A 21,884-nucleotide genomic window follows, 5' to 3' on the forward strand; every position below is an offset into this window, starting at 1 on the left:
TCTGTTAAAAAATATAACGAACGTTATATTTAATTGAGAGGAACGGAAATGCCACTCGCACTAAATTACACCCAAGGCGTGATGACGGAAGAAGCCGGCCTGAAGGCCGGCAAGAAGATCACCGAAGCTTTTCTGAAATGGCACGGGTTGGGCGGCAACAAGGTCATGACACCCAATGTCACCATGCAGATCCAGGCTTTGCCGAAAAACGGTGCCCTGTCCGGCGGTGAACCGGTGGAGGGGGCCTGGCTGGAGTGCAAGACACCCAGCTTTGCGCTGGCCGCGCGCGACATTCAGGTCGGTTTCTTCAAGGAAGCGACCGACATCATTGCCGCAGCTGCTGAAGGCCGTTTGCCGGTGGATCGCATTTATTCAAATGTGGTGCATACGGTGGACGGAACCTGGAACATGGACGGGGAAGCCATGACCAACAGCCAGCTTTCCGAACGGATCTCACAGGGCTGACGTTGCAATCCCGACTGAAAAAGGGCCGCCTCTGCGGCCCTTTGATGGGTTGGGGTCCTCTTTCCTGCAAACCCCGGGTCAGGATTTCAGGAGCTTGGTCCTGTGCTGGCACCGGTGCAATGTGTGCGCAGAAACCGTTTCAGCTGTCGGGGGTGGGTGAAGACATGGCGCTTGCCTGCGAACACCTCCATGCTTTCCAGATCCCGATCCCGCCGCGACTGCCTGTAATTGAGAACGAACTTGAAAAACGGCCAGTCGAACCGCTCCAGGCAGCCGTCCGGCAATTCGCCTCCGCGCGTGCCGCCGCGGCCAAGAAGGGAGCGTTTCAGTACTCTTGTCGCGCAGACAGACGTTGAAAAATCCAGATAGATCAGTGTATCGGCTGCCTCGAGACGCAGATCCAGGGTGCTGCCGTAGTTGCCATCCATGATCCAGCGCGGGTGGGCGATGAGCTCTTCCATGGTGGCGTGCCAGGTTTCAGGGGACGGGCGCTGCCAGCCTGGCTGCCAGTAGTGAGAGTCCAGATGAATGACCGGCAAACCGGTCAAGGCGCTCAAGGTTCTGGCGGCACGGGATTTGCCCGCCCCCGGGCACCCGGCGATCACCACGCGCTTCATCTCTCCGGCCATGCAAAGGCGTTCCATCCGGTCGGCCTCCCCACAAAACAAAGCCTCCTGTACCTTACCGGAAATCCGGGGGCACAGGAGGCTTTTCATGCCTTGGATGGCAGTGATCCGCTTTCACGTGAGTGAAAACAGGAGGCCTTTCCGGCGTCAGACGGCAGCAAGCGCGCCCGGGTTACCGGTTTGCTGGCGCAGGGCCAGCTTGTTCATCGCGGACACATAAGCGCGGGCAGAAGCAACGAGCGTGTCGGTGTCCGCACCCTTGCCGGTCGCGATCCGGCCGCCTGATTCCAGACGTACGGACACTTCGGCCTGTGCGTCGGTACCTTCGGTCACCGCATGCACCTGGTACAGCGACAGGTTCGCTTCATGCGGCACGATTGCCTTGATGGCGTTGAACGTGGCGTCGACCGGACCGTCGCCGGTGGCTTCCTTGGTGATGTGCTGGCCGTTGACGTCCATGGTCAGGATCGCCTTCTGCGGGCCACCCGTTCCGGCGATGACGGTCAGTGCAATCACCTTGGTGCTTTCGCCCAGAACGCTGATCTCGTCTTCGACCAGGGCTTCGATGTCCTCGTCATAAACGTGTTTCTTGCGGTCGGCGAGATCCTTGAAGCGGCGGAAGGCATCCTGCAGGGCGTTGTCGCCCAGTTCGAAGCCCAACTCCTTCAGCTTGTCGCGGAAGGCGTGGCGGCCGGAATGCTTGCCCATGACCAGGGATGTCGCTTTCACGCCGACATCTTCCGGACGCATGATTTCGTACGTCTCGGCGTTTTTCAGCATGCCGTCCTGGTGGATGCCGCTCTCATGAGCGAAAGCGTTCTTGCCAACGATGGCCTTGTTGTACTGAACCGCGAAACCGGAAGCACCAGCCACCATCTTGGAGGCGCGGACCATGAATTGCGGGTCGATCTGGGTCACGTAAGGCAGGACGTCACCACGTGTTCTGATCGCCATGACGATTTCTTCCAGGGCGGCATTGCCAGCGCGTTCGCCCAGGCCATTGATGGTGCATTCGATCTGGCGGGCACCGCCGGCAACACCGGCCAGTGAGTTGGCAACCGCCAGGCCCAGGTCATTGTGGCAGTGAACGGAGAAGATGGCCTGGTCTGAATTCGGCACGCGCTCGCGGATCTGCTCGAACATGGCCTTGTATTCGTCCGGGGTGGCGTAACCGACCGTGTCTGGCAGGTTGATGGTGGTGGCACCGCATTTGATGGCGGCTTCCACGCAGCGGCACAGATAGTCGATCGGTGTGCGCGTTGCGTCCATCGCGGACCATTCGACATCGTCGATCAGGTTGCGCGAGCGGGTGACCGTATCGGTGATGATCTCCAGCACCTGCTCTTCGTTCTTGTTCATCTGGAACTTCAGATGGATCGGAGAGGTGGAGACGAACGTGTGGATGCGGCCTTTGCCGGCATGTTTCACGGCTTCGCCGCAGCGGTCGATATCGGCATGGATCGCGCGGGCGAGGCCGGCAATGACGGAGTTTTTCGACCGTTTGGCAATTTCGCTGACGGCTTCAAAGTCGCCGTTGGAGGCAATCGGAAAGCCGGCTTCAATGATGTCGACACCCATGTCGTCGAGAATTTCCGCGATCTGCAGCTTTTCTCCCAGCGTCATGGAGGCGCCGGGCGATTGTTCGCCGTCGCGCAATGTGGTGTCGAAGATCCGGACCTGTTCATTCTCGGAGGTGGCAGTCATGTCGTTTCGTTCCTGGCTTGGATCGGGCCTTAGGTCGCTCGGGTCAGGATAGGCGGGGCGCGATCCGATGGTCGTGATGCGGTTTTTTGAAAACTCTCCCCTAAGTGCCCGTTCCGCCTAAAGACAAGCGAAGCAGCCGACGCTCAGGGGCATCTAAGAAGGAGGAGGTCGCCAAGTAGAATGAGGCCGCCGCGCTGTGTCAGCGCGTCGCGAGAAGATCCAGAAATGTCGCGAACCGCGATCATGGGTCTGTCTTGGCCTTTGGTCGTCTTTTCAAATGGTCCGCCAAGCGTGGCGCAAAAGCGTGACCGGACGGTTAATGGGAAATGTCATAAGTCAGGATGAAGCACGATGCAACCAGCTTTTCCGAAGCTTGCACATTTGGCAATCTGTGCGGTCCGGATTTTCATGCCGGATGCCGGTCTCAGCCGTTACCGGCAACCAGCATGGGGTCATCGGCGAATTTGGCCTGGATTTTCTCCACTTCCGTTCTTTTGCTCAGGAAGGCGGCTACGCATTCCGGATCGAAATCGCTGCCGGCTTTTTCTGCCAGAAAGCGGAAGGCCTGGTCGTTGGACCATGCGGATTTGTAAGGGCGTTCCGTCGTCAGGGCGTCGAATACGTCGGCAACAGCCGCTATCCGGCCGACCAGTGGAATTTCCTCACCGCGCAGACCGTCGGGATAGCCGCTGCCATCCCAGCGCTCGTGATGGGTTGCGGCAATCTGGGTCGCTACCTGCAGCAACCGGCAACTGGAGCCCTTGAGAATACCCGCGCCGATTTCCGTGTGCCGGTTGATTTCCTCGCGCTCCTCCGGGGTGAGGGGGCCGCGCTTGCGCATGATCCGGTCCGGAATACCGACCTTGCCGATGTCGTGCATTGGCGCCGCCATTTTGAGGTCGTGACGGAAATCCATGCTCATGCCGAGTTCTTCTGCGATCAGCTCGCAGAAGTTCGCCATGCGCAGGGTATGCATGGCGGTGTCGAGATCCTTGTATTCAGAGGCAAGGATCAGCCGGTGAACGATCTCCTCGCCCCGTTTGCGCAGTTCCGTCGTTGCCCTGTCGACTTCCTCCTTCAGCCATTCCGCCCGCATTGACAGCTTGCGCTGCGCCTCGGCCAGCTTGGTAAGGTTCCGCACGCGGGCCTTGAACTCCACGATCTCAAGCGGCTTGTTCAGAAAGTCGACTGCGCCGGAGGTCAGCGCCTCTAGCCGGATGTCCCGGTCCTTATCCGCCGTCACGATCACCATCGGCTTGTCGACATGCGCGGGATGCTGATGGACCTGCTTGATAAGCTCAATGCCGTTGAGACCCGGCAACTGGTAGTCGACGATACCGACATCGAATTCGATGGTGTCGAGCGCTGCAATCAGGTCCAGAGGGTCGTTGAAGCTGATGGCGTGGCAGCCGTGGATGCGTTCCACGAGCCGTTCCATGATCCTGCGATTGGTGGGATCGTCTTCGATCAGGAGAATGCGGAAGTCGGTGTCGGCAAGCGGTGTGTCGGTCATATCGCTATCTTCCGGTAATGGTTTTTTGCTCTTTCCAGTTCCACGGTCAGGCGTGTGGCGCAGTTGGGCGTTTTAATGGTTGCTCGAAGCGCCTCGGCCGTTCGCGAAAGGGGGGTAAATCCGAGGTTGCCCGCCGCGCCCGTCAGCGAGTGCAGCAGACGGTCGTAGGTTTCTTCGTCCCCCTCTGCCGCGGCCTTGGTGATCTGCGGCACGAGTGTCTCCGCATGCTCGAAAAACTCGCTCAGCAGGGATTGGAAGGCTTCTTCGCCCAGTTCTTCCTGCAGCTCTGCACGCCTGGCATCACCCTGTTCGTCTCCTGCAAGATGAATGACGTTGGTATGCGGCAGGGAGGCGTCGGGGTGTTCCTGGGGCTCTGGCGCCGCAACTGTGAGCCCGGTGGTGCCATCTCCTGAATTTCTCGACCGTCCGTGGTTCCGCAGAATGGCCGCGAGCCGCTGGGAAGTGACCGGCTTGGGCTCGAAGCCATTCATGCCGGCGTCCAGACAATCCTGCCGGTCCTGGTCCGAGGCGTTTGCCGTCATCGCGACAATCGTCAGCCTGTCGAGTGGCGCACCGAGCTTGCGAATGAGCCGCGTTGCCGCGATGCCGTCGAGATCCGGCATTTGCACGTCCATCAACACGAGATCGAAATCCGCGTTCTGCACGTGCTTGATCGCCTGCCTGCCATTGCAGGCTATGGTGACGTCCTGCCCCAGTCTTTCCAGCAATTTCGCGGCGACCCGTTGGTTGATGGCATTGTCTTCTACCAGCAGGACCCGCAGGCGCGGTATCGGGGTGGACAGTGCCGCGTCCTCTTCCCGCTCGGCGGGTTCACACGCCGGAGCCTTTGCCCGTTGAACCGGCAAGGTGAAGCTGAAGGTCGCTCCTTCACCCGGCGTGCTTGAAACGTCAATCGTTCCCTGCATGGCCTCAACGATCTGCTTGCAGATGGCAAGGCCAAGACCTGTGCCTCCAAACCGTCGGCTGATCGAGGAATCGACCTGATGGAAAGCCGTAAAGAGCTGTTTTTGTGCCTCTGGGGCGATCCCGATACCGGAATCCCTGACGCAGACTGTCAGCTCCAGCGCCTCTTCAGTCACGTTGCTTGCCGCCACCTCAAGCCAAACCGAACCGTTTTCGGTGAACTTGACAGCGTTCGACAGCAGATTGAGCAAGACGCGTTTCAGTCTGGTGGGGTCACTCTTGATGAACGCGCCTTCAAGCACAGGATCAATACGCACCTTGAGTTTGTTGTTCTGCTCAAGGGCCTGTCCTTCGACGACGGCTGCGGTATCTCGCACAAGCTCGTCGAACCTGAAGGTGATCAGTTCGGACTGTTGCGATCCATATTCAATCTTCGCGTAATCAAGAATTTCGTTGATCATCTCCAGCAGGGCCCGGCCGGAGCTTGTGATGGTGCGCACGTATCCGCCTTCTTCTGCCGGAAGGGGCTTTTGCGCCAGCAGTTCGGCCATACCCAAAATGCCGTTCAGAGGAGTGCGGATTTCGTGACCGATGGTGGCCAGAAACGCTGACTTGGCCTTGTTGCCCGCTTCGGCTGCCTTGTAGGCTTTTTCGTATTCCGCAGCGGCGGTGTTCATGGCCTCACGGGTCTGCTTCACGATGCGGATCTGAAGAAGCATGTGGAAGGCCAGGAAGAGTGCAGCAACGACGATTGCGAACATGAAGAGAAAAGCCAGCATCTGTGCTTGGAAGACATCGTTGCGGGTTTCTGCGCGCGCTTTGGAAATCGCTGCATTTGTGCGAACCAGAAATTCGTTGGTGGCGTAGCGAATTTCCTCAAGCGTTGCCTGGACAGGCGAAAAGTCGATGCCGGAATAGTTCTTTTGCGCAGCGATGCGATTGAACACAGGCTCAATGGCCAGGATCTTGTCTTCGATGCTCGCAATTCTGGATCTGACGTTCTGGCTCTGCTCGAAAAAGATGTTGTATTTGGAGTTTGCAAGAACCGAGAGGCGTGAATAGAGGATGTCGTATCGCGTCACCAGATCGCGCGGTGTGACGGCTTGTTGTGCTGCTTCCACGCCAGCCTCGCCGATACGGTACGAGGCATGCTGTACCATTTCGAAAACTGCTCGCACCTCGCGGTCAAGCTGGTAGACCGCCCACATAGCGTCTTCGCGGATGGCATCGTGCAACTCGCCTTCCCGTTTCGCCAGCAGCGAAAAGATGGCCAGGACGGTACAGACGAGAAAAATCTGGACGACGAGTACGAATTTCGTCGCCCGTGCTGCCTGTTCAACGGCCTTACCGCCTATTTCGAGCTGGTTTCTCACTCGACAACTTCAACTTCACGGATCTGCCAGACCGACCGGGAAAAGTATTTCTCGTTGAAGAGTTCCGGGTTGGTATCGAAGGGATAGATCAGGAACAGGGGACCCTTGTTGCGAACGGTCATGTATTCGCCGTTCATTTTCGTCGCCAGCATGGTGTCGAAATTCTCGGCGTCGCCCATCGGGATTTCAGCGCTGTAGTCGTTGAGCGCCTTGACGATCAGTTTGGAGCCGTGTGCACCGACTTCCTCAAGAAGCGAACGCAGTTTCGGGCCGGAAAAGGCGGTGGTTCCTTCGGTCCATGGCGTCGCGATTGTCCTGGAAATGGTCTCAACACCTTCCAGCATGTCCATGTCGAATTCGGCGCTCTTCCCCTTGTTCGTGTTTTCGATATTGCCGGTCACAACGAGGACGACTTCACCGGTTGGAGCAGGAAGGTTATCTGCCTGCGCGGAAGCGCTCAGCATGAATGTTCCTGCCAGGAGGCTCAGTAAAGACTTCATGGCGTTTCCCATTTTTTTTGTAAATTACTGTCAATTTTTACAGTAATTCTATTTTTTATTCCTATGGGAAACTTTGATACATGAGTGGGCTTTAATCAAATGCAAAATGATTAGGCAAAAATCTTGTTAAGCCCATTGGGTAAAGTAAGCCGTATTTAAAATTTTTTGAATAATTTCAATAGTTTATATTATTGGGAGTGGCTTTCGGTTTGATCGGCTGATGCGCGAGCAAAACGTCATCCTGAAACCTGTCAGCTGAAAGAATTACTTAGGCTTGAGGTCGCGCTTATCTTCGGTGTTTCGGACTTACAGCCCGGCAGGTGCTGCCGGTTGAGCGTCGGGCAGTCCTGCGTGCGCGAGCCTGGTGGAGGACCGTCAGCCGGAACCGGCCGCGACATCTGCCGCAATCTGGATCGGTCACAGAAGCTGACCGGCAAAAGCTGGGGCGAGCGTGTCGGCCTTCCGCGCGCACTTCAGGGAACAGACCGGTATCAGTCGGCTGCCGGTCCAAAAAGCACGTGCGACTGATGGATGCGAACAGGCTTCCGAAGTCGGAGAAACTGTTGGTCTTCAAGGCAGCACTTCGGGTGTGCTGTGATAGCCCAGTTCAACCGGAAGTGCTCGCGGCGTTTCCGGTGTCACCGCGCGTCACCAAGGCGATGGGTCTTCCCGGGCAGCTCACTGACCGTCCGGGAGCCAAGCAGGTCTGTTAGACGAACAGTTCGCCTCTTGCAGCCAGGGTCGCCTGACCGCCAATCCTGACCGCGTGCATCTTGCCGCCCTCGATATCGATTTCCAGATCGATCAGAGAGGGGCGTCCCATCTCGAAGCCCTGCTCGATGCGGATATGGTGCGTGCCGTTGGGCAGATCATCATAATAATCGACGACACCGGCGAAAGCGGCTGCAGCCGAACCTGTTGCGGGATCTTCGGGAATGCCCATGTCGGGTGCGAACAGGCGGGCGTGGAAGGCACTGTCGTGAGAGCGGGTTTCCCGGCAATAGACATAGGCGTCTGTGTGACCGTTCTTGCCAAAGCCACGGTTCCACATGGCCGGCATCGGCTTGGCGCGCGCCAGCGCATCAAGATCGCGTACGGGCACGAAAGTGAAGGGAGGGCCGACGCGGAAGCGCGAAGGGCCATGGTTTTCGAACCCGATGTCGCTCGGCTCCAGATTGAGGGCGGCGGCGATCAGGTCGATATTGTTGGTCGGTCCGGCAGGTTCCGGCAGGGTGGGAACATCGAACTCGGCAAAGGCGGCTGCGTGCTCGCGCAGGATCACGGCACAGCGCACCGCGCCGATCTTCTGCTTGAGAACCACGACGGAATCCTGCTCGCCCGAAATCTCGCCAAAGCGTTCGGTCGCCAGAAGGATGGCCGTACCGACGGTGGGGTGTCCGGCAAATGGCAGTTCCATCTTGGGGGTAAAGATCCGCATGGTGGCCGAATGTCCGGGATTTTCCGGCGGAAAGACGAAGACCGTTTCGGAAAGATTGAACTCGCCGGCGATCTTCTGCATCTGCGCGTCGCTCAGGCCCTCGGAGTCCAGAACCACCGCCAGGGGGTTCCCGGCAAGGGTCGTATTTGTGAAGACATCCAGGATCGCATAGCGGCGGCTCATACTTCTTTTCTCCCTGAAGCCGCCTGCCTGCCTTCAAACGAAGCCTGGCAAGGGGCTCGAACGCTGTAAATCAACAAACCTGTCCTCAACGGACGGTCCCTGTGAAATCCGAGGTGCCGGGTTCAAAGGTGAGCGGACTTTTGCATTTTAAGGCAAGTCCTGCCAGTGCTTAGTGCGCATTCTTGGTGAACAAAATATTGCCGTTCGCGGCCGCTTTGCCTTGCGCACGTCATGGCAGCAGATATCTGCCGAGTGACCGGGCGTAGGGCACGATGGCGCTGTCCTCCAGATCCGCGCGAGTGCGAATAATGCGCATATCCGCCAGTTCCTGTTCCTCGGACGCTTCGGAAAAACGCAGGATCTCGGTGCGCAGTTCCTCCGCGGGGCGGGGCACATCCATCAACTGACCGATGGAAATCCGCCAGCCGTCGAAGGTCACCAGCAATTCCGCAGGCCGGACATCCTCGCGTTTCAGGCCGGTTTCCTCTTCCAGTTCCCGGTAGATCGCTCCGACGACGTCGACCTTGCCGTCTTCGGTCAGGTCGGTCGGGTCGAGATTGCCGCCGGGGGGATAGATCATCCCGGCTGTTGCCGTTTTCGAAGACATGACACCGTAAAGCAGTGCGCCATCGGCGGACCGCAGAATGGCGGAACCGAAAAGATTGAATGCGGTTGCATCCGGAGCGCCCCAGTCGCGCCACGCCAGGAACGCGGCAAAGGAGCATTCGGTGCAGGTGCCATTGAAAGCACCGTCCTTGAACTCGAACCCGGTGAGCTTCATCGTGCGGCCATTCCACAGCTGCGGAATGCGCTTTCTGGCTTCCTCGAAATAGGCGTCGATGGCCTCCGCATGCGCGGTTTCAAAAGCCCAGGGTTTGTCTGAAATGCCGATGTTCAGGGTGTCGACCCGATAGACCGCCGGAGCCAGCGGTTTTTCCATCAGGGGGATGTCCTTGTCCGGCGACATCGCGCTTGGCCTTGTCGCCAGCGTCCGGAACCCGCGCTTTTCATAAAACGGACCCGCATGGGCGTCGCTTTCCAGATAAAGCCGGCCCAGGCCCAGGCGCTGGGCCTGATCCTCGGCGCGTTTCAGCAGAAGGTCGCCAATGCCTTGGCGCTGGGCTTCGGGGGCAACAAACAGGAAATCGATGAGAAGGGTATCTTCGCTCTGTTCGGAGAGGCCGGAAAAGGCAACCGGAAGGCCGTTTCGTTCGGCAACGGTCATCGTCAACGACCGGACGGTTGCCTCGGATATCCGCCAGTACTCGCGAAACTCCGCCATCTTCTCCTCCGGATAGCCCCAGGTCGCCTTGGCGCGGTGGAGAATGTCGGTGAGGGCGGGGGCATCGGCCTCGGTGGCCGGGCGGAGTTTCAGTGGCATGGGCAATCCAGTCGGTTACGTTCCGGACAGCCCTAGCCAGACTTTGTGAAAGTTACAAGGCGGCTGGCCTCGTTCAGTCCTGACGGATGAACGTGCCGTTTTGAAGTTCGGTCACGGCCTGGATGAGTTCCTGGCGCGTGTTCATGACGATCGGTCCATGCCAGGCGACGGGTTCCTTGATCGGGGCACCGGAAACGAGCAGAAAGCGGATGCCTTCTTCTCCCGCCTGAACCACGATTTCGTCTCCGGAGCCGAAGATCACCAGAGAGCGGTTGCCGGTCTGGTCGCGGAACTTCAGTTCCTCGCCGCCGAATTCCTTCTCCGTCAGAACCCCAAACGGATCGGATGCCCCTTCAAAGGTTCCTGACCCTTCGAAGATGTAGGCGAAGGTCTGTTTGTGCGTGTCGACCTTGAAGCGTTTCTTCTGTCCCGCCGGAACGTGGATATCGAGATACTGTGGATCGGCGGCGATACCGTCGACCGGGCCGCGTTTGCCCCAGAACTCACCACAGATGATCCGGGCAGAGGTGCCGTCGTCATCGATCACGACGGGGATTTCGCCGGAAGAGACATCCTGGTAGCGCGGAGCGGTCATTTTCAGCGAGGAGGGCAGGTTTGCCCAGAGCTGGAAACCGTGCATCCGGCCGTTGGCATCGCCCTTGGGCATTTCCTGATGCATGATCCCGCTTCCGGCGGTCATCCACTGAACGTCGCCCGCACCCAGGTTGCCGCTGTTGCCCAGGCTGTCGCCGTGTTCAACAGTGCCGGCCAGCACGTAGGTAATGGTCTCGATGCCGCGATGCGGATGCCAGGGGAAGCCCTTCAGGTAGTCTTCAGGTCGTTCGTTGCGGAAATCGTCGAGCAGAAGGAACGGGTCCAGCATTTCCGGATCCTGAAACCCGAAGGCCCGCTCCAGGCGAACGCCGGCGCCTTCCAGGGTCGATTGCGTGCTGCCGATGTGGGTTACGGGACGGATGGACATGACTTTTTTCCTGCTGCGAATTGATTTTGACAGGAAGATAGTGGTTTGGCCGGCAAAACCTAGGCTTGCGTCCGCAGACGCAGTGTTTCGTCAGGCGAAACAGTGACGCCGCCATCCGGACTTCCTGTGATTGCCGGGGGCCTGCCCGACGGGGTTGCATCTTGCGGCCTGTCCGCCCACATGCGAGTGTGCCCGCCTGTTTGGCCGTCTGGTCAAATCCCTTCTCCCTAATCGGTTGAAACAATGGCCCCGATACTTTCTGTCCGCGACCTGGAAAAAACCTATGATGGTGGCTTCCAGGCCCTGAAATCCGTGTCTCTGGATATCCGGCAGGGAGAGGTGTTTGCGTTGCTCGGACCGAACGGGGCCGGCAAGACGACCTTGATCAGCACGATTTGCGGCCTTGTGCGGCCAACCTCCGGCAGTATTCACGTGTGCGGCCACGACGCCTTGATCGAGTACCGCGCCGCCCGTCAGATGATCGGTCTGGTGCCGCAGGAAATGCCGACCGCTCCATTCGAATTGGTGGGCGACACGGTGGCCTTCAGCCGTGGTTTGTTCGGCATGAAACCGGATCCGGCGCGGATCGAAGGCATTCTCAAGGACCTGACACTCTGGGAAAAGCGCAGCAACCCGATCATGGCTCTTTCCGGGGGCATGAAACGCCGCCTTCTGGTTGCCAAGGCGCTGGCCCATGAGCCCAAGATCCTGTTTCTGGACGAGCCGACGGCGGGTGTGGATGTGGAACTCAGACACGACATGTGGCGCATCGTGGGTGAGTTGAAGCAGAAAGGCGTCACCATCATCCTGACGACCCACTACATCGAGGAAGCCGAGGAAATGGCCGACCGCGTCGGGGTGATCAACAAGGGCGAAATCATTCTGGTTGAGGACAAGGCGGAGCTGATGCGCAAGCTTGGGCGCAAGTTGTTGTCGCTCAGCCTGACCGAGCCCCTCAGCGAGATCCCCGGCAGCCTTGCCAGCTACGATCTGAAGCTTGAGGACGAGGGACGTAGTCTGGTCTACACCTACGATACCAGGGCGGAGCGCACAGGCATCACATCGCTTCTGACCGATCTTTCTCAAGCCGGCGTGCGCTTTCACGATCTACAGACCGACCAGTCTTCGCTGGAGGACATCTTCGTTGGCCTGGTCAGTCAGGGATAAGGCAGAGATGGACACAGGCTTTACCATTCGCGAGGCGGTCCTCGAAGACATCCCGGCACTGACGGATCTGTGTATGCGCTCCAAGCAGTCAAACGGTTACGACGACGCCTTCATGGCGATGTGTGCCGACGAACTGAAGGTTCGCGACAGCTGGATCGAGGATGACGATTTCTGGCTGGCGCAGGATGCAGACGGGCGGCCCGTCGGCTGTGTCCGGCTGTCCACCAGAGACGATGGCGAAACAGGGGAACTGGAAACCTGTTTTGTCGATCCCGCCTGGCAGGGGCGGCGCGTAGGCCGGGCGTTGTTCGACGTGCTTTACGAAAGGGCACAAAATCTGGGACTGGTAAGGATCGGCCTCGATGCGGATCCTTTTGCCGAACCGTTTTACGCCCGCATGGGCTTCAAGACCATTGGCCGGGCTCCGTCCGGTTCGATTTCGGGACGCACCTTGCCCCGGATGGAACTCATTCTGACTTCGGGGCAGTAGCGCACATGAATTTCGAAGCGATCAAAGTCATCTATCTGACCGAAATGGCGCGCACCCGCCGCACGATCATGCAGAGCATCATCTCGCCGGTGATCTCCACGGTGCTTTACTTCGTTGTCTTCGGGGCGGCCATCGGTTCGCGGATTTCCGAAGTTGACGGCGTCAGCTACGGCGCCTTCATCGTTCCCGGGCTGATCATGCTGTCGCTGATGACACAAAGCCTGTCCAACGCTGCGTTCGGCATCTATTTTCCGCGGTTCACCGGCACAATCTTCGAGGTTTTGTCGGCGCCGGTGTCGTTTCTGGAAATCACCATCGCCTATGTCGGCGCGGCGGCGACGAAATCTATCGTCGTCGGTCTGATCATCCTGATTACGGCAAGTTTTTTCGTGCCTCTGCAAATCCAGCATCCGGTGTGGATGGCGGCGTTCTTTCTGCTGACCGCCGTCACGTTCGCGCTGCTCGGGTTCATCATCGGCATTTGGGCGGACAACTTCGAAAAACTGCAGTTTGTACCGCTGCTGATCGTCACGCCTCTGGCTTTTCTGGGCGGCAGCTTCTATTCCATCAGCATGTTGCCGGAGATCTGGCAGAAGATCACCTTGATCAATCCGGTGGTTTACCTGATATCGGGCTTCCGCTGGAGTTTCTATGGTCAGGCGGATGTCAGCCTGTGGCTGTCTCTGCTGGCAACCATGATCTTTCTGGGCGGTTCGCTGGCTGTTGTGCATTGGATATTCAAGACCGGTTACCGCCTCAAGGCATAGGGCCGGCCGAAACGCGAGTTTGAGAGAGCGGGAATGCGTGCGTCTTTCCTTTTGAAGAAGGCTTCGATCTTCGTTCTGGCCGGTTTCCTGGCCGCCTGTCAGACGGGGCAGGGGCCGGCTCCGGCGCCTGTAACAAACACGGCACCGGCCGTTCAGACTGCCCCGCTTCCTGCCGTGGCCTATGCGCCGACGACAGCTGTTGAGCGAGGATTTTCCGCGTTGGTTCTGAATGCGTCTACCGGTGAGGAACTTTACGCGGTCGATGCGGATGCACCGCGTTTTCCCGCCTCGCTCAGCAAGATGATGACGCTCTACCTGCTTTATGAAGCTGTTTCCGAAGGGCGCTATTCGCTTTCCACGCCCTTGAAGGTTTCAGCCAAGGCGGCATCGCAGCCGCCGGCGAAGTTGGGCCTCAAGGCGGGGACAACCATCACGGTGGAACAGGCGGCAAGGGCGCTCGCTGTCAAGTCGGCCAATGATGTCGCCATCGTCGTTGCCGAGAACCTTGCCGGCAGCGAAGCGGCCTTTGCCCGGCAGATGACGTCCAAGGCACGGTCTCTGGGATTGTCCCGTACCCGCTTCGTCAATGCCACCGGCCTGCCCGATCCGGCGCAGGTGTCCACGGCCCGCGACATGGCGGTGCTGGGCCTCGCACTCAAGCGGCGCTTCCCGCAATATGCCAGCTATTACCGGGCGAGGTCCTTTACCTACAACGGCCGGACCTTCCGGGCCACCAACAACCTGGTCGGCAAGGTGGCTGGCGTCGATGGCCTGAAGACGGGTTATATCCGCATGTCGGGCTACAATCTTGTCGCGACAGCCAATCGTGGCGGCAAGCGCCTGATCGTGGTCGTCATGGGTGGGGCCAGCGAAGGGGCGCGGGACAAGGAAGTCACAAGGCTCATCGAAGCCTACTCCTGAGTGGGACGTGGCTCTCAGGGGCTCAGGAAGGGGCTGCACCGGAGACCGGCTCGACAATGGAAATCCGGTTCCGTCCGGTTCGCTTGGACTGATAGAGGCTCTGGTCGACAGTCTTGAGCAGTTCGTCTGATGGCAGCTCGCCGCCATTGCCGTGATAGACGCCCGCCGAAGCCGTCACGTTGAAATCCCGCGGCGCGAACTCGAACTGAAGGCCGGCGATGCATTCGCGCAGGCGCTCGGCGACACGGTAGGCGTTCTCCCGCGAAATGGATGGCAGAAGCACGGCGAATTCTTCGCCGCCCAGGCGTGCGAAACAATCGTGCTGGCGCAGATGCGCTTTCACTTCCGAACAGACCCTCACAAGCGCCTCGTCACCAGCGGCATGGCCGAACCGGTCGTTCACCTGTTTGAAATGATCCAGGTCGAAATGGACCAGGCCGAAGTCGTCCTTCCGCGTATCTTTCAAGATGGTTTCCAGACGAGCCTGGAATTCCCGGCGGTTGAAGGCGCCGGTCAAAGGATCGCGCCGGGCGTCCTCCCGGTTCCGGTCGGCCATGAGTTCGAACGAGAGCGCGAGGGAGAAAGCACCTGTCAGGCTGACGAAGACCAGGCTGCACATCAGGTGAATGTCCGCGCTCTGGTTGTCGATCATGAAAGGTTCCTGCGAACCGACAGATACGAAACCGTGAATTGTGCGTAGCACCCCCTCGGCGGCCAGAAAGAAGAACCCAAGGATGAGTCCTGTGCTGGAGATAAGGCCCCGTAGGGGCTTCGAGGCATAAACGGTGATGGTTGCAACGGACAGCAGCATCAACACCACGTTGGCCGCCAGATAGGCCAGCGCATAGTCGGAAAGCAGATAGGCGCAGCTTGCGGCGATGACATAGGCGAAGGCCGGAGCAACGACATTGCTGATTTTGCTCGGCATGTCTGCCAGCAGGCGCGCGGCATGCCAGTGACAACCAAATCCAAGCAGCAGCAGCGTGTTGGGAAGCAGATAGGCGGCCAGCGGCGGCAGCATGCTTCTGACCGCAAAGCAGATCAGCGCCAATGCCAGCAGGGTGTTGGCGGCAGCCCAGCTGAGCCAGTGCGTTCTCGGATGAGTCTGCAGAGAAATGGCAAGGAAGCAGATGGCAAATATCGACAGCAGAAGCACATTTGCTGAAAAGAGTGTCGATAGATCCATCAAGGGGACTCCGGAGCCGGATACTCATTCTCCTACAATGTATTCATTACGTTATGGGAATGGCTCTTGCAATCCAGTTGGCCTTGATGACGGAACTTTTACAAAATCGGGTGCGCGCCACTTCGATACCGTTTGCGATGCATGGGAAATTTGCGAAGACCTCGGGTCTTTTTCGCAGACAACCAGTCATCATGCCGTCGTTTCAGGGCGCGGCAGGTGGCACCCGGTCATTCATTCGGTGCCTGACCACCACGGCGGGCAAAAAGAAACCCCGCTGTTGCCAGCGGGGTTTGGTGTCAGGCCGATGGGGCGAAGGTCTTTAGTTCTTGGTCTTGTCGACGAGAGCGTTGGACTTGATCCACGGCATCATGCCGCGCAGCTTTTCGCCAACTTCCTCGATTTGGTGCGAGTCGTTCAGGCGACGGGTTGCCTTGAACTTGGCAGCGCCTGCACGATACTCCTGCATCCAATCAGAGGTGAACTTGCCGGTCTGGATGTCGGTCAAGACGCGCTTCATTTCCGCCTTGGTTTCCGACGTCACGATGCGCGGACCAGTCACATACTCACCCCACTCCGCAGTGTTGGAGATGGAGTAGTTCATGTTGGCAATGCCGCCTTCGTAGATCAGGTCGACGATCAGCTTCACTTCGTGCAGGCACTCGAAATAGGCCATTTCCGGAGCGTATCCGCCTTCGACCAGGGTTTCGAAACCGGCGCGGATCAGTTCCACGAGACCACCGCACAGAACAGCCTGTTCGCCGAAAAGATCGGTTTCGCACTCTTCCTTGAAGGTGGTTTCGATGACGCCCGAACGGCCGCCGCCGACGCCACAGGCGTAGGACAGGCCGAGGTCATGGGCATTGCCGGAAGCGTCCTGGTGAACAGCGATCAGGCACGGCACGCCGCCACCCTTCAGGTATTCGCCGCGCACGGTGTGGCCCGGGCCCTTCGGAGCGACCATCAGAACGTCGACGGTGGACTTCGCTTCGATCAGGCCGAAGTGAACGTTGAGGCCGTGTGCGAAGGCAATTGCGGCGCCGTCACGGATGTTGGCTGCAATGTGGTCCTTGTAGATGTCGGCCTGCAGTTCGTCCGGGGTGGCCATCATCATCAGGTCGGCCCAGGCAGCAGCGTCTGCCACATTCATGACCTTGAAGCCGTCGGCTTCTGCCTTCAGGGCGGTCGTGGACCCTTCGCGCAGGGCAACCGCGATTTCGGTGCAGCCGCTGTCTTTCAGGTTCATCGCGTGAGCGCGGCCCTGAGAGCCGTAGCCGATGATGGCGACTTTTTTGGATTTGATCAGGTTAAGATCAGCATCACGATCGTAATAAACGCGCATGGGTTCCTTTCTCCCGTCTACATTTTGTCACTTGAAAGGCCGGTTTTCCGGTCTTGATTGGTTCTGGTCGTTTCCAGTTTGCCCGGGTGTTCGCGGCTGTCAGGCCCCGAACAGACGGTAAAAGCGGTCGACGGCCACTTCGGCCTGCGATTTCAGATCCGTCTCGGCGGGACCGGCGGTCTCACCGAGGAGGAGGCGGATATGGACGTCCCGAATGGCCAGGCCATAAAGCACCTGGTAGGCGTCTTCGGATTCATCGAATTTCAGAAGTCCGTGGCGGCGGCCGGTGTCCAGCATGGCGCGCGCACGGGCGGAAATCATATGTTTGCCACGCACCAGCAGGAGCTGGCCTAGGCGGTTCGAGTTGGTGTTGGACTGGCCGATCGACAGCCGGTTCAATGCCAAGGACGTTTCGGAAAACAGAACGCCCAGCAGGGCTTCCACGAAAGCAGTTACATGAGCGCGGAACGTTTCCGCATCGGCCGTGGCGCCGGCCTCAGAGGGAAACTGAACCTGGCTGGCCTGAAAGGCGACAACGGCGGCCAGCAGGCCGTCCCGGTCGCCGAACCACTTGTAAAGGCTTTCCTTGGAGCAGCTCGCCGTGCGGGCAAGCCCTGCCGTCGTCAGCGCCTTTTCGCCGCCCTCGACAAGCAGCGTCAGCGCATGTTGCAACACCACCTGCTGGCGCGGCGAAAATTCGGGCGCTGCATCCGGGCGGGAGGTGGCAATATCGTAAGCGGTCGCTGGCATTTGTCTGGTCGGATCGTTGATGAAACTCTGAGAACCGTACGGTACGGTTCGGGTGTGGTTATGACATCGGCAGCGGGGCAGGTCAAGAGTAATCTCGCACCTTTTCCGCGAGGCCTTGCGCCTGGGGGAGGGCATTCGAATGCATGCTCAGGCACGTGGCCGGAGTAGAAATTTACGCTTATTCTAGGTCCTGCTTGCATTGGGAAGAATTTGCGGATTACATTTTCGTATTAAATTTTTATGTGTTGTTTTTTGCTGGATGGCTTTGAAATGTTGACGATCAGAAAACTCATAGTAGGGCCGTTGTTGCTGGCCTTTCTTGCCTTGACTGCCGTTGGTGCGAGCGCCGCGCCACGTGTGACCGCCAAGATAGATCTGTCCGAACAGCGGCTCTACCTCTACGTCGATGGTCGATTGCGAAACAAATGGCCTGTTTCAACGGCCCGCAAGGGATATCGCACGCCGACCGGAAGCTGGCGGCCGACCCGGCTGGAACGCGACTGGCATTCGCGCAAATACAATTGGGCGCCGATGCCCTATTCGGTCTTCTTCCTGGGGGGCTATGCCATCCACGGTACCAATGATCTCAAGCGATTGGGGCGTCCAGCCTCGCACGGCTGCATCCGCCTCCACCCCAAGAACGCTGCGCATCTTTACAATCTGGTGCGCAAGGTCGGCCGGGCCGACACACGGATCGTGATCAAGCGGTAAGCGGAGTTTTCTCCTGCCACCGCGCATCCTGGCTCTGTTTTCCTTCGTTCACAGGTTGCATGGCCACTGCAGGGCAGCTTACTTTTTGAGACACTTTCTGCGTGATTCCCGATTTGTCCTGCGGAGGCAGCCATGATCGCCTGCTCCAAGTCTCGTCAATCTCTCTCTCGTGTTCTTCTGCTGTGTCTGACCATCTTCCTCGCCGGTCCGGCGATGGGCCAGACAGCCGATGAAGGCGGCGATCCGCAGTTGCCTGCAAACCCGGTGCCGGTCGGTCTTTACGTCAGTCCGCCTTTCGTCATGGAGGAAGAGCCCGGCGTCTATTCCGGCATGGCGATCGATTTGTGGGAAGCGCTGGCGCAGCAGAACGACATATCGTTCAACTACAGGGTTTTTCCCACAATCCGCGGTCTTGTGGATGCGACCGCCGACAAGTCCATCGAGATCGCCGTCACCAACCTGACGATCACCCGCAAGCGGGCGGACCGGATCGACTTTACCCAGCCCTGGTTCGACGCGGGCCTGCGCATTCTTGTGCCCGACAACCAGGGGGCAACCTTCTCCGAAGTTCTCACCGGCCTCAGCGATTCCGGCTATCTCAGGGCTTATGGCTGGCTCGCGCTGGTTATCGTCGTCGCGACCGTGCTGATGACACTCTTTGACCGGCGCTTCGACAAGAACTTTCCGAAGGGGTGGCCGGAAGGTGTTTCGGAAAGCTTTTATTCGGTCATGTCCGTTGTCACGTCCGGCAGGTCGCCCTCGCGCAAGAACCTCTTTGGCTGGCCCGGCCGGATCTGGCAGGCGCTCTGGCTCGTCTGCGGCATCGCGGTGATGGCCTATGTCACCTCGTCGGTCACCAGCGTCATGACCACCCTGTCCCTGACCAACCAGATCAATGATGCCAGTGATCTGCCGGGCAAGAGTGTGGGCGTCTTCTCTGGCAGTGTGGCCGAAGAATTTGCTGAAGAGACCGGGTGGTCCTTTCAGCCCTTCGACGATATCCAGGGGGCTGTTGCCGCCTTGAGCAGCGGAAGAATCGATGCCGTTGTGGGCGATGCTCCCGTGCTTGAGTATTACGCCCACAATAACCCGCGGGCGAACGTCGAGGTGATGGGGCCGATCTTCGAACCCGACAAATACGGCTTTGGACTTGCCCAAGACAGCCGCTGGACACGGCCGTTGACGCTGGAATTGCTTTCGGCGCATGAAACCAATCTGATCGAAGACCTGCGCGTTCGCTATTTCGGAGACGAACGCTAGGTGTTCGGGCATGCGTTGGCGTGACCTGCGGAAGGATTGGTTCAGTTCTTTTCTGACCGCCAAGCGGTGTTGTTCCTGCCGGCTCCGAGCATCTTTGCCAAGCTCAAACAATTGCACCGCATCGCTACCCGATACGATGAGCTTGTCCAGACCATCCTCGGCTTCATCAAGCCGCAAGCATCAGGCTCCGGACCAGATATGCGACAGAGCCGAAAAAAAGGCGATGGCAGCCGGGCCGCCATCGCCTGATAAAGACCTGAAAGATCGTCTTGTCGCGGATCAGGCGGCCCGGATCGTGGCCAGGAACCTGCTCAGTTCGGACTGCAGGAACTCCGACTGCTTGGCAAGGTCGCCGGAAGCCTGAAGGACTTCGTTTGCAGTCGCGCTTGATTTCGTGGCGGCCTCGGTGACGGTCGTGATCGAGCGCGAGACTTCCGTGGTGCCGATGGCGGCCTGCTGGATGTTATGCGCGATTTCCTTTGTTGCCGCGGCTTGCTGCTCTACCGAAGCGGCAACCGCAGCACTGATTTCCTTGACCTTGCCGATCGTTGTCGCAACGCCGTTGATGGCGGTTGCAGACTCGTCGGTCGAGCTCTGGATTTCTGCAATCTGGTCAGCGATTTCGGTGGTCGCACGGGCGGTCTGATCGGCAAGTTCCTTAACCTCGGCAGCGACGACGGCAAAGCCCTTGCCGGCATCTCCGGCGCGGGCGGCCTCGATGGTGGCGTTGAGGGCGAGAAGGTTCGTCTGCGCAGCGATGCCGTTGATCAACTCGACGATGTCGCCGATCTTCTGCGCGGCGGTGGACAGGCCGTGCACCTTGCTGGCCGCGGAATCCGCGTCGCGCACCGCGTCGTCGGAAACCTCGTTGGAGCGGTCGACCTGACTGGAGATCTCCTGCACCGACGCCGTGAGTTCTTCTGTTGCGGAGGCGACGGTCTCAACGTTGGAGGATGCTTCTTCGGAAGCATTTGCCACCGTGCCGCTGCGTTCAGAGGTTACGTTTGCGGTGTCGTACATCTCCTGGGCGAAGGTTTCGAGCTGGGACGCTGCCGCGGATACCGACTGGACGATGCCGCCGACGGCTTCCTCGAACTGGGCTGCCATCTGGTTCAGTTCCTGTTGGCGCAATTCTTCCGCACGCGCCTTTTCGTCTTCGGCTTCCATGGCAAGACGTTTGTTTTCCCGGGCCTGTTCCCGGAAATAGTCAGCCGTTTTGGCGAGATCACCGATTTCGTCGGTCCGTTCGGTGCCTTCGATGTCAATGTCGAGTCTGCCCTCTGCGAGCTCCTTGAAGGTCTCCACGATGCGGGAAATCGGTCTTGCAATTCCGTAGTGGGAAATCCAGGCACCAAGGGCGATGGACAAGATGACTGACAGCGCCGCGATGATCATCAGGCTGGTTTCCGCCTCGCGGGCGTTCTCGCTGGCGGTCTCCCGCAGGTTTGCCATCTTCTCGGAAGAGTATTTGCTGTAGACCTTCACATTTGAGGTAACCGTTTTCTGGCCCTCAAGCGCAACGTCGAGTGCGGCATTGATGGCCGCGCTGTCATTCGGCGAGCGTTCTGCGACGTCAATCATCTGCTCAATCTTGGAGAAGTAGGAGTTGAGCGAGGTTCGTATTGTGTCGAGCTGTTTGACTTCTTCTGCATCGGCAACAGCTTCCAGCTTCGGAAGCCGATCAAGCATTTCTTTGACGCGGTCGTCGTTCTGGCTGCGATAGTTGGCGGCATTTTCCGTGTCGACTGCAAGCTGATAGGTCATGCGGCTGATGTCAACGATATCGATGCGCAGATCCATAGCCTCGCGGGCAGCTTCTTCCGAAAGCCCAACTCTGTTGAATGTGTGCGTGACACCGGTCAACTGACTGTAAGCCAGCCAGGTGGTTCCCGCAGCTGCGAAACTTAACAACAAGATAACGCCAAGCATTTTCTTGACGATCGAAATATTCTTAAGCATCTGACCAATCTCCGAAGATGAAGAGTCGGGGTTGCCCTTGTTGCGACCCCATTATCGATAATTAGATCTATGATGCGTTGCGAAATGGTTTATGTGCGCTGCAACAAAGCAACTTGTCGTAAAAGTTTCATATTAAGCGCGTTTTGAGTGCTTGGTGTCGAAAGAGCGCTCTCGTGATTTTGGCGGGGGCTGCTTAATGGCTCACACTGCCGTCCTCAACAAGCTTAAGCGCCGATCGGTTTGGT

21 protein-coding genes are annotated in these 21,884 nt (G+C 58.7%); 9 read left to right on the forward strand and 12 right to left on the reverse strand.

Features of this window, described 5'->3' with window-relative positions; translation table 11 throughout:
* Positions 1–48: 48 nt before the first annotated feature.
* On the forward strand, positions 49–465 hold the full coding sequence (locus tag FMN63_RS20810) for a 4-oxalocrotonate tautomerase (RefSeq protein WP_162855076.1): 417 nt from the start codon (positions 49–51) through the stop codon (positions 463–465).
* An 86-nt stretch (positions 466–551) separates the two neighbouring features.
* Here FMN63_RS20810 and FMN63_RS20815 read toward each other — a convergent pair whose 3' ends face one another.
* From FMN63_RS20815 to FMN63_RS20835, 5 genes are all read right to left on the reverse strand, one after another.
* Entirely contained in the window at positions 552–1,109 is a 558-nt protein-coding gene (locus tag FMN63_RS20815; protein WP_286192718.1) for a P-loop NTPase family protein, read from the reverse strand.
* Between the two features lie 129 nt (positions 1,110–1,238).
* Positions 1,239–2,795: a 2-isopropylmalate synthase gene (locus tag FMN63_RS20820; RefSeq protein WP_148586076.1), complete on the reverse strand. Its 1,557-nt coding sequence runs from the start codon at positions 2,793–2,795 to the stop codon at positions 1,239–1,241.
* A gap of 424 nt (positions 2,796–3,219) precedes the next feature.
* Complete coding sequence (locus tag FMN63_RS20825; protein WP_148586077.1) at positions 3,220–4,308, reverse strand: HD-GYP domain-containing protein; 1,089 nt, start codon at positions 4,306–4,308, stop codon at positions 3,220–3,222.
* Positions 4,305–6,605: an ATP-binding protein gene (locus FMN63_RS20830; protein ID WP_148586078.1), complete on the reverse strand. Its 2,301-nt coding sequence runs from the start codon at positions 6,603–6,605 to the stop codon at positions 4,305–4,307. The genes FMN63_RS20825 and FMN63_RS20830 overlap by 4 nt, the downstream gene beginning before the upstream one ends.
* Positions 6,602–7,105 (reverse strand): putative pterin-binding protein, encoded by a 504-nt coding sequence (locus FMN63_RS20835; protein ID WP_148586079.1) that lies wholly within the window; start codon positions 7,103–7,105, stop codon positions 6,602–6,604. The genes FMN63_RS20830 and FMN63_RS20835 overlap by 4 nt, the downstream gene beginning before the upstream one ends.
* A 330-nt stretch (positions 7,106–7,435) precedes the next feature.
* On the opposite strand from FMN63_RS20835, the gene FMN63_RS29510 reads away from it, so the two are divergent.
* Positions 7,436–7,633 (forward strand): hypothetical protein, encoded by a 198-nt coding sequence (locus tag FMN63_RS29510; RefSeq protein ID WP_162530090.1) that lies wholly within the window; start codon positions 7,436–7,438, stop codon positions 7,631–7,633.
* A 181-nt stretch (positions 7,634–7,814) separates the two neighbouring features.
* Here FMN63_RS29510 and FMN63_RS20840 read toward each other — a convergent pair whose 3' ends face one another.
* The 3 genes from FMN63_RS20840 to FMN63_RS20850 all read right to left on the reverse strand — a co-directional run bounded on the left by FMN63_RS20840 (position 7,815) and on the right by FMN63_RS20850 (position 11,089).
* The gene (locus FMN63_RS20840) at positions 7,815–8,726 is read right to left on the reverse strand and encodes a PhzF family phenazine biosynthesis protein (protein ID WP_148586080.1); all 912 of its coding nucleotides are present in this window, start codon (positions 8,724–8,726) and stop codon (positions 7,815–7,817) included.
* Between the two features lie 229 nt (positions 8,727–8,955).
* The gene (locus tag FMN63_RS20845; protein WP_148586081.1) at positions 8,956–10,107 is read right to left on the reverse strand and encodes a GNAT family N-acetyltransferase; all 1,152 of its coding nucleotides are present in this window, start codon (positions 10,105–10,107) and stop codon (positions 8,956–8,958) included.
* A gap of 73 nt (positions 10,108–10,180) precedes the next feature.
* Positions 10,181–11,089: a pirin family protein gene (locus tag FMN63_RS20850; RefSeq protein WP_148586082.1), complete on the reverse strand. Its 909-nt coding sequence runs from the start codon at positions 11,087–11,089 to the stop codon at positions 10,181–10,183.
* Positions 11,090–11,332: 243 nt separating this feature from the next.
* On the opposite strand from FMN63_RS20850, the gene FMN63_RS20855 reads away from it, so the two are divergent.
* From FMN63_RS20855 to FMN63_RS20870, 4 genes are read left to right on the forward strand one after another with little or no spacing between them, the layout of a single operon-like run.
* The gene (locus tag FMN63_RS20855; protein ID WP_148586083.1) at positions 11,333–12,256 is read left to right on the forward strand and encodes an ABC transporter ATP-binding protein; all 924 of its coding nucleotides are present in this window, start codon (positions 11,333–11,335) and stop codon (positions 12,254–12,256) included.
* A 7-nt stretch (positions 12,257–12,263) separates the two neighbouring features.
* Positions 12,264–12,746: a GNAT family N-acetyltransferase gene (locus FMN63_RS20860; RefSeq protein ID WP_148586084.1), complete on the forward strand. Its 483-nt coding sequence runs from the start codon at positions 12,264–12,266 to the stop codon at positions 12,744–12,746.
* 5 nt (positions 12,747–12,751) lie between these two features.
* A complete protein-coding gene (locus tag FMN63_RS20865) occupies positions 12,752–13,513 on the forward strand; it encodes an ABC transporter permease (RefSeq protein WP_148586085.1) in 762 nt (253 codons plus the stop codon).
* Between the two features lie 33 nt (positions 13,514–13,546).
* On the forward strand, positions 13,547–14,434 hold the full coding sequence (locus FMN63_RS20870; RefSeq protein ID WP_148586086.1) for a D-alanyl-D-alanine carboxypeptidase family protein: 888 nt from the start codon (positions 13,547–13,549) through the stop codon (positions 14,432–14,434).
* A gap of 22 nt (positions 14,435–14,456) precedes the next feature.
* On the opposite strand, the gene FMN63_RS20875 is transcribed toward FMN63_RS20870, so the two are convergent.
* The 3 genes from FMN63_RS20875 to FMN63_RS20885 all read right to left on the reverse strand — a co-directional run bounded on the left by FMN63_RS20875 (position 14,457) and on the right by FMN63_RS20885 (position 17,709).
* Positions 14,457–15,620: a GGDEF domain-containing protein gene (locus FMN63_RS20875; protein WP_148586087.1), complete on the reverse strand. Its 1,164-nt coding sequence runs from the start codon at positions 15,618–15,620 to the stop codon at positions 14,457–14,459.
* A 319-nt stretch (positions 15,621–15,939) separates the two neighbouring features.
* Positions 15,940–16,959, reverse strand: a complete 1,020-nt coding sequence (gene ilvC, locus FMN63_RS20880; RefSeq protein ID WP_148586088.1) for a ketol-acid reductoisomerase — start codon at positions 16,957–16,959, stop codon at positions 15,940–15,942.
* A 99-nt stretch (positions 16,960–17,058) separates the two neighbouring features.
* Entirely contained in the window at positions 17,059–17,709 is a 651-nt protein-coding gene (locus tag FMN63_RS20885) for a TetR/AcrR family transcriptional regulator (RefSeq protein WP_148586089.1), read from the reverse strand.
* A 270-nt stretch (positions 17,710–17,979) separates the two neighbouring features.
* Here FMN63_RS20885 and FMN63_RS20890 point away from each other — a divergent pair, with 270 nt between their 5' ends.
* The 3 genes from FMN63_RS20890 (at position 17,980) to FMN63_RS20900 (ending at position 19,929) form a co-directional block, all read left to right on the forward strand.
* Positions 17,980–18,420 carry a L,D-transpeptidase gene (locus FMN63_RS20890; protein WP_148586090.1) on the forward strand — a complete coding sequence of 147 codons (441 nt, stop codon included), beginning with the start codon at positions 17,980–17,982 and terminating at the stop codon, positions 18,418–18,420.
* A 132-nt stretch (positions 18,421–18,552) separates the two neighbouring features.
* The gene (locus FMN63_RS20895; RefSeq protein ID WP_353619230.1) at positions 18,553–19,680 is read left to right on the forward strand and encodes a transporter substrate-binding domain-containing protein; all 1,128 of its coding nucleotides are present in this window, start codon (positions 18,553–18,555) and stop codon (positions 19,678–19,680) included.
* 36 nt (positions 19,681–19,716) lie between these two features.
* Positions 19,717–19,929, forward strand: a complete 213-nt coding sequence (locus FMN63_RS20900) for a hypothetical protein (RefSeq protein WP_148586091.1) — start codon at positions 19,717–19,719, stop codon at positions 19,927–19,929.
* A gap of 30 nt (positions 19,930–19,959) precedes the next feature.
* On the opposite strand, the gene FMN63_RS20905 is transcribed toward FMN63_RS20900, so the two are convergent.
* On the reverse strand, positions 19,960–21,639 hold the full coding sequence (locus FMN63_RS20905; RefSeq protein ID WP_148586092.1) for a methyl-accepting chemotaxis protein: 1,680 nt from the start codon (positions 21,637–21,639) through the stop codon (positions 19,960–19,962).
* Between the last annotated feature and the right edge of the window lie 245 nt (positions 21,640–21,884).

Source organism: Stappia sp. BW2 (assembly GCF_008107695.1).
Lineage (GTDB): Bacteria > Pseudomonadota > Alphaproteobacteria > Rhizobiales > Stappiaceae > Roseibium.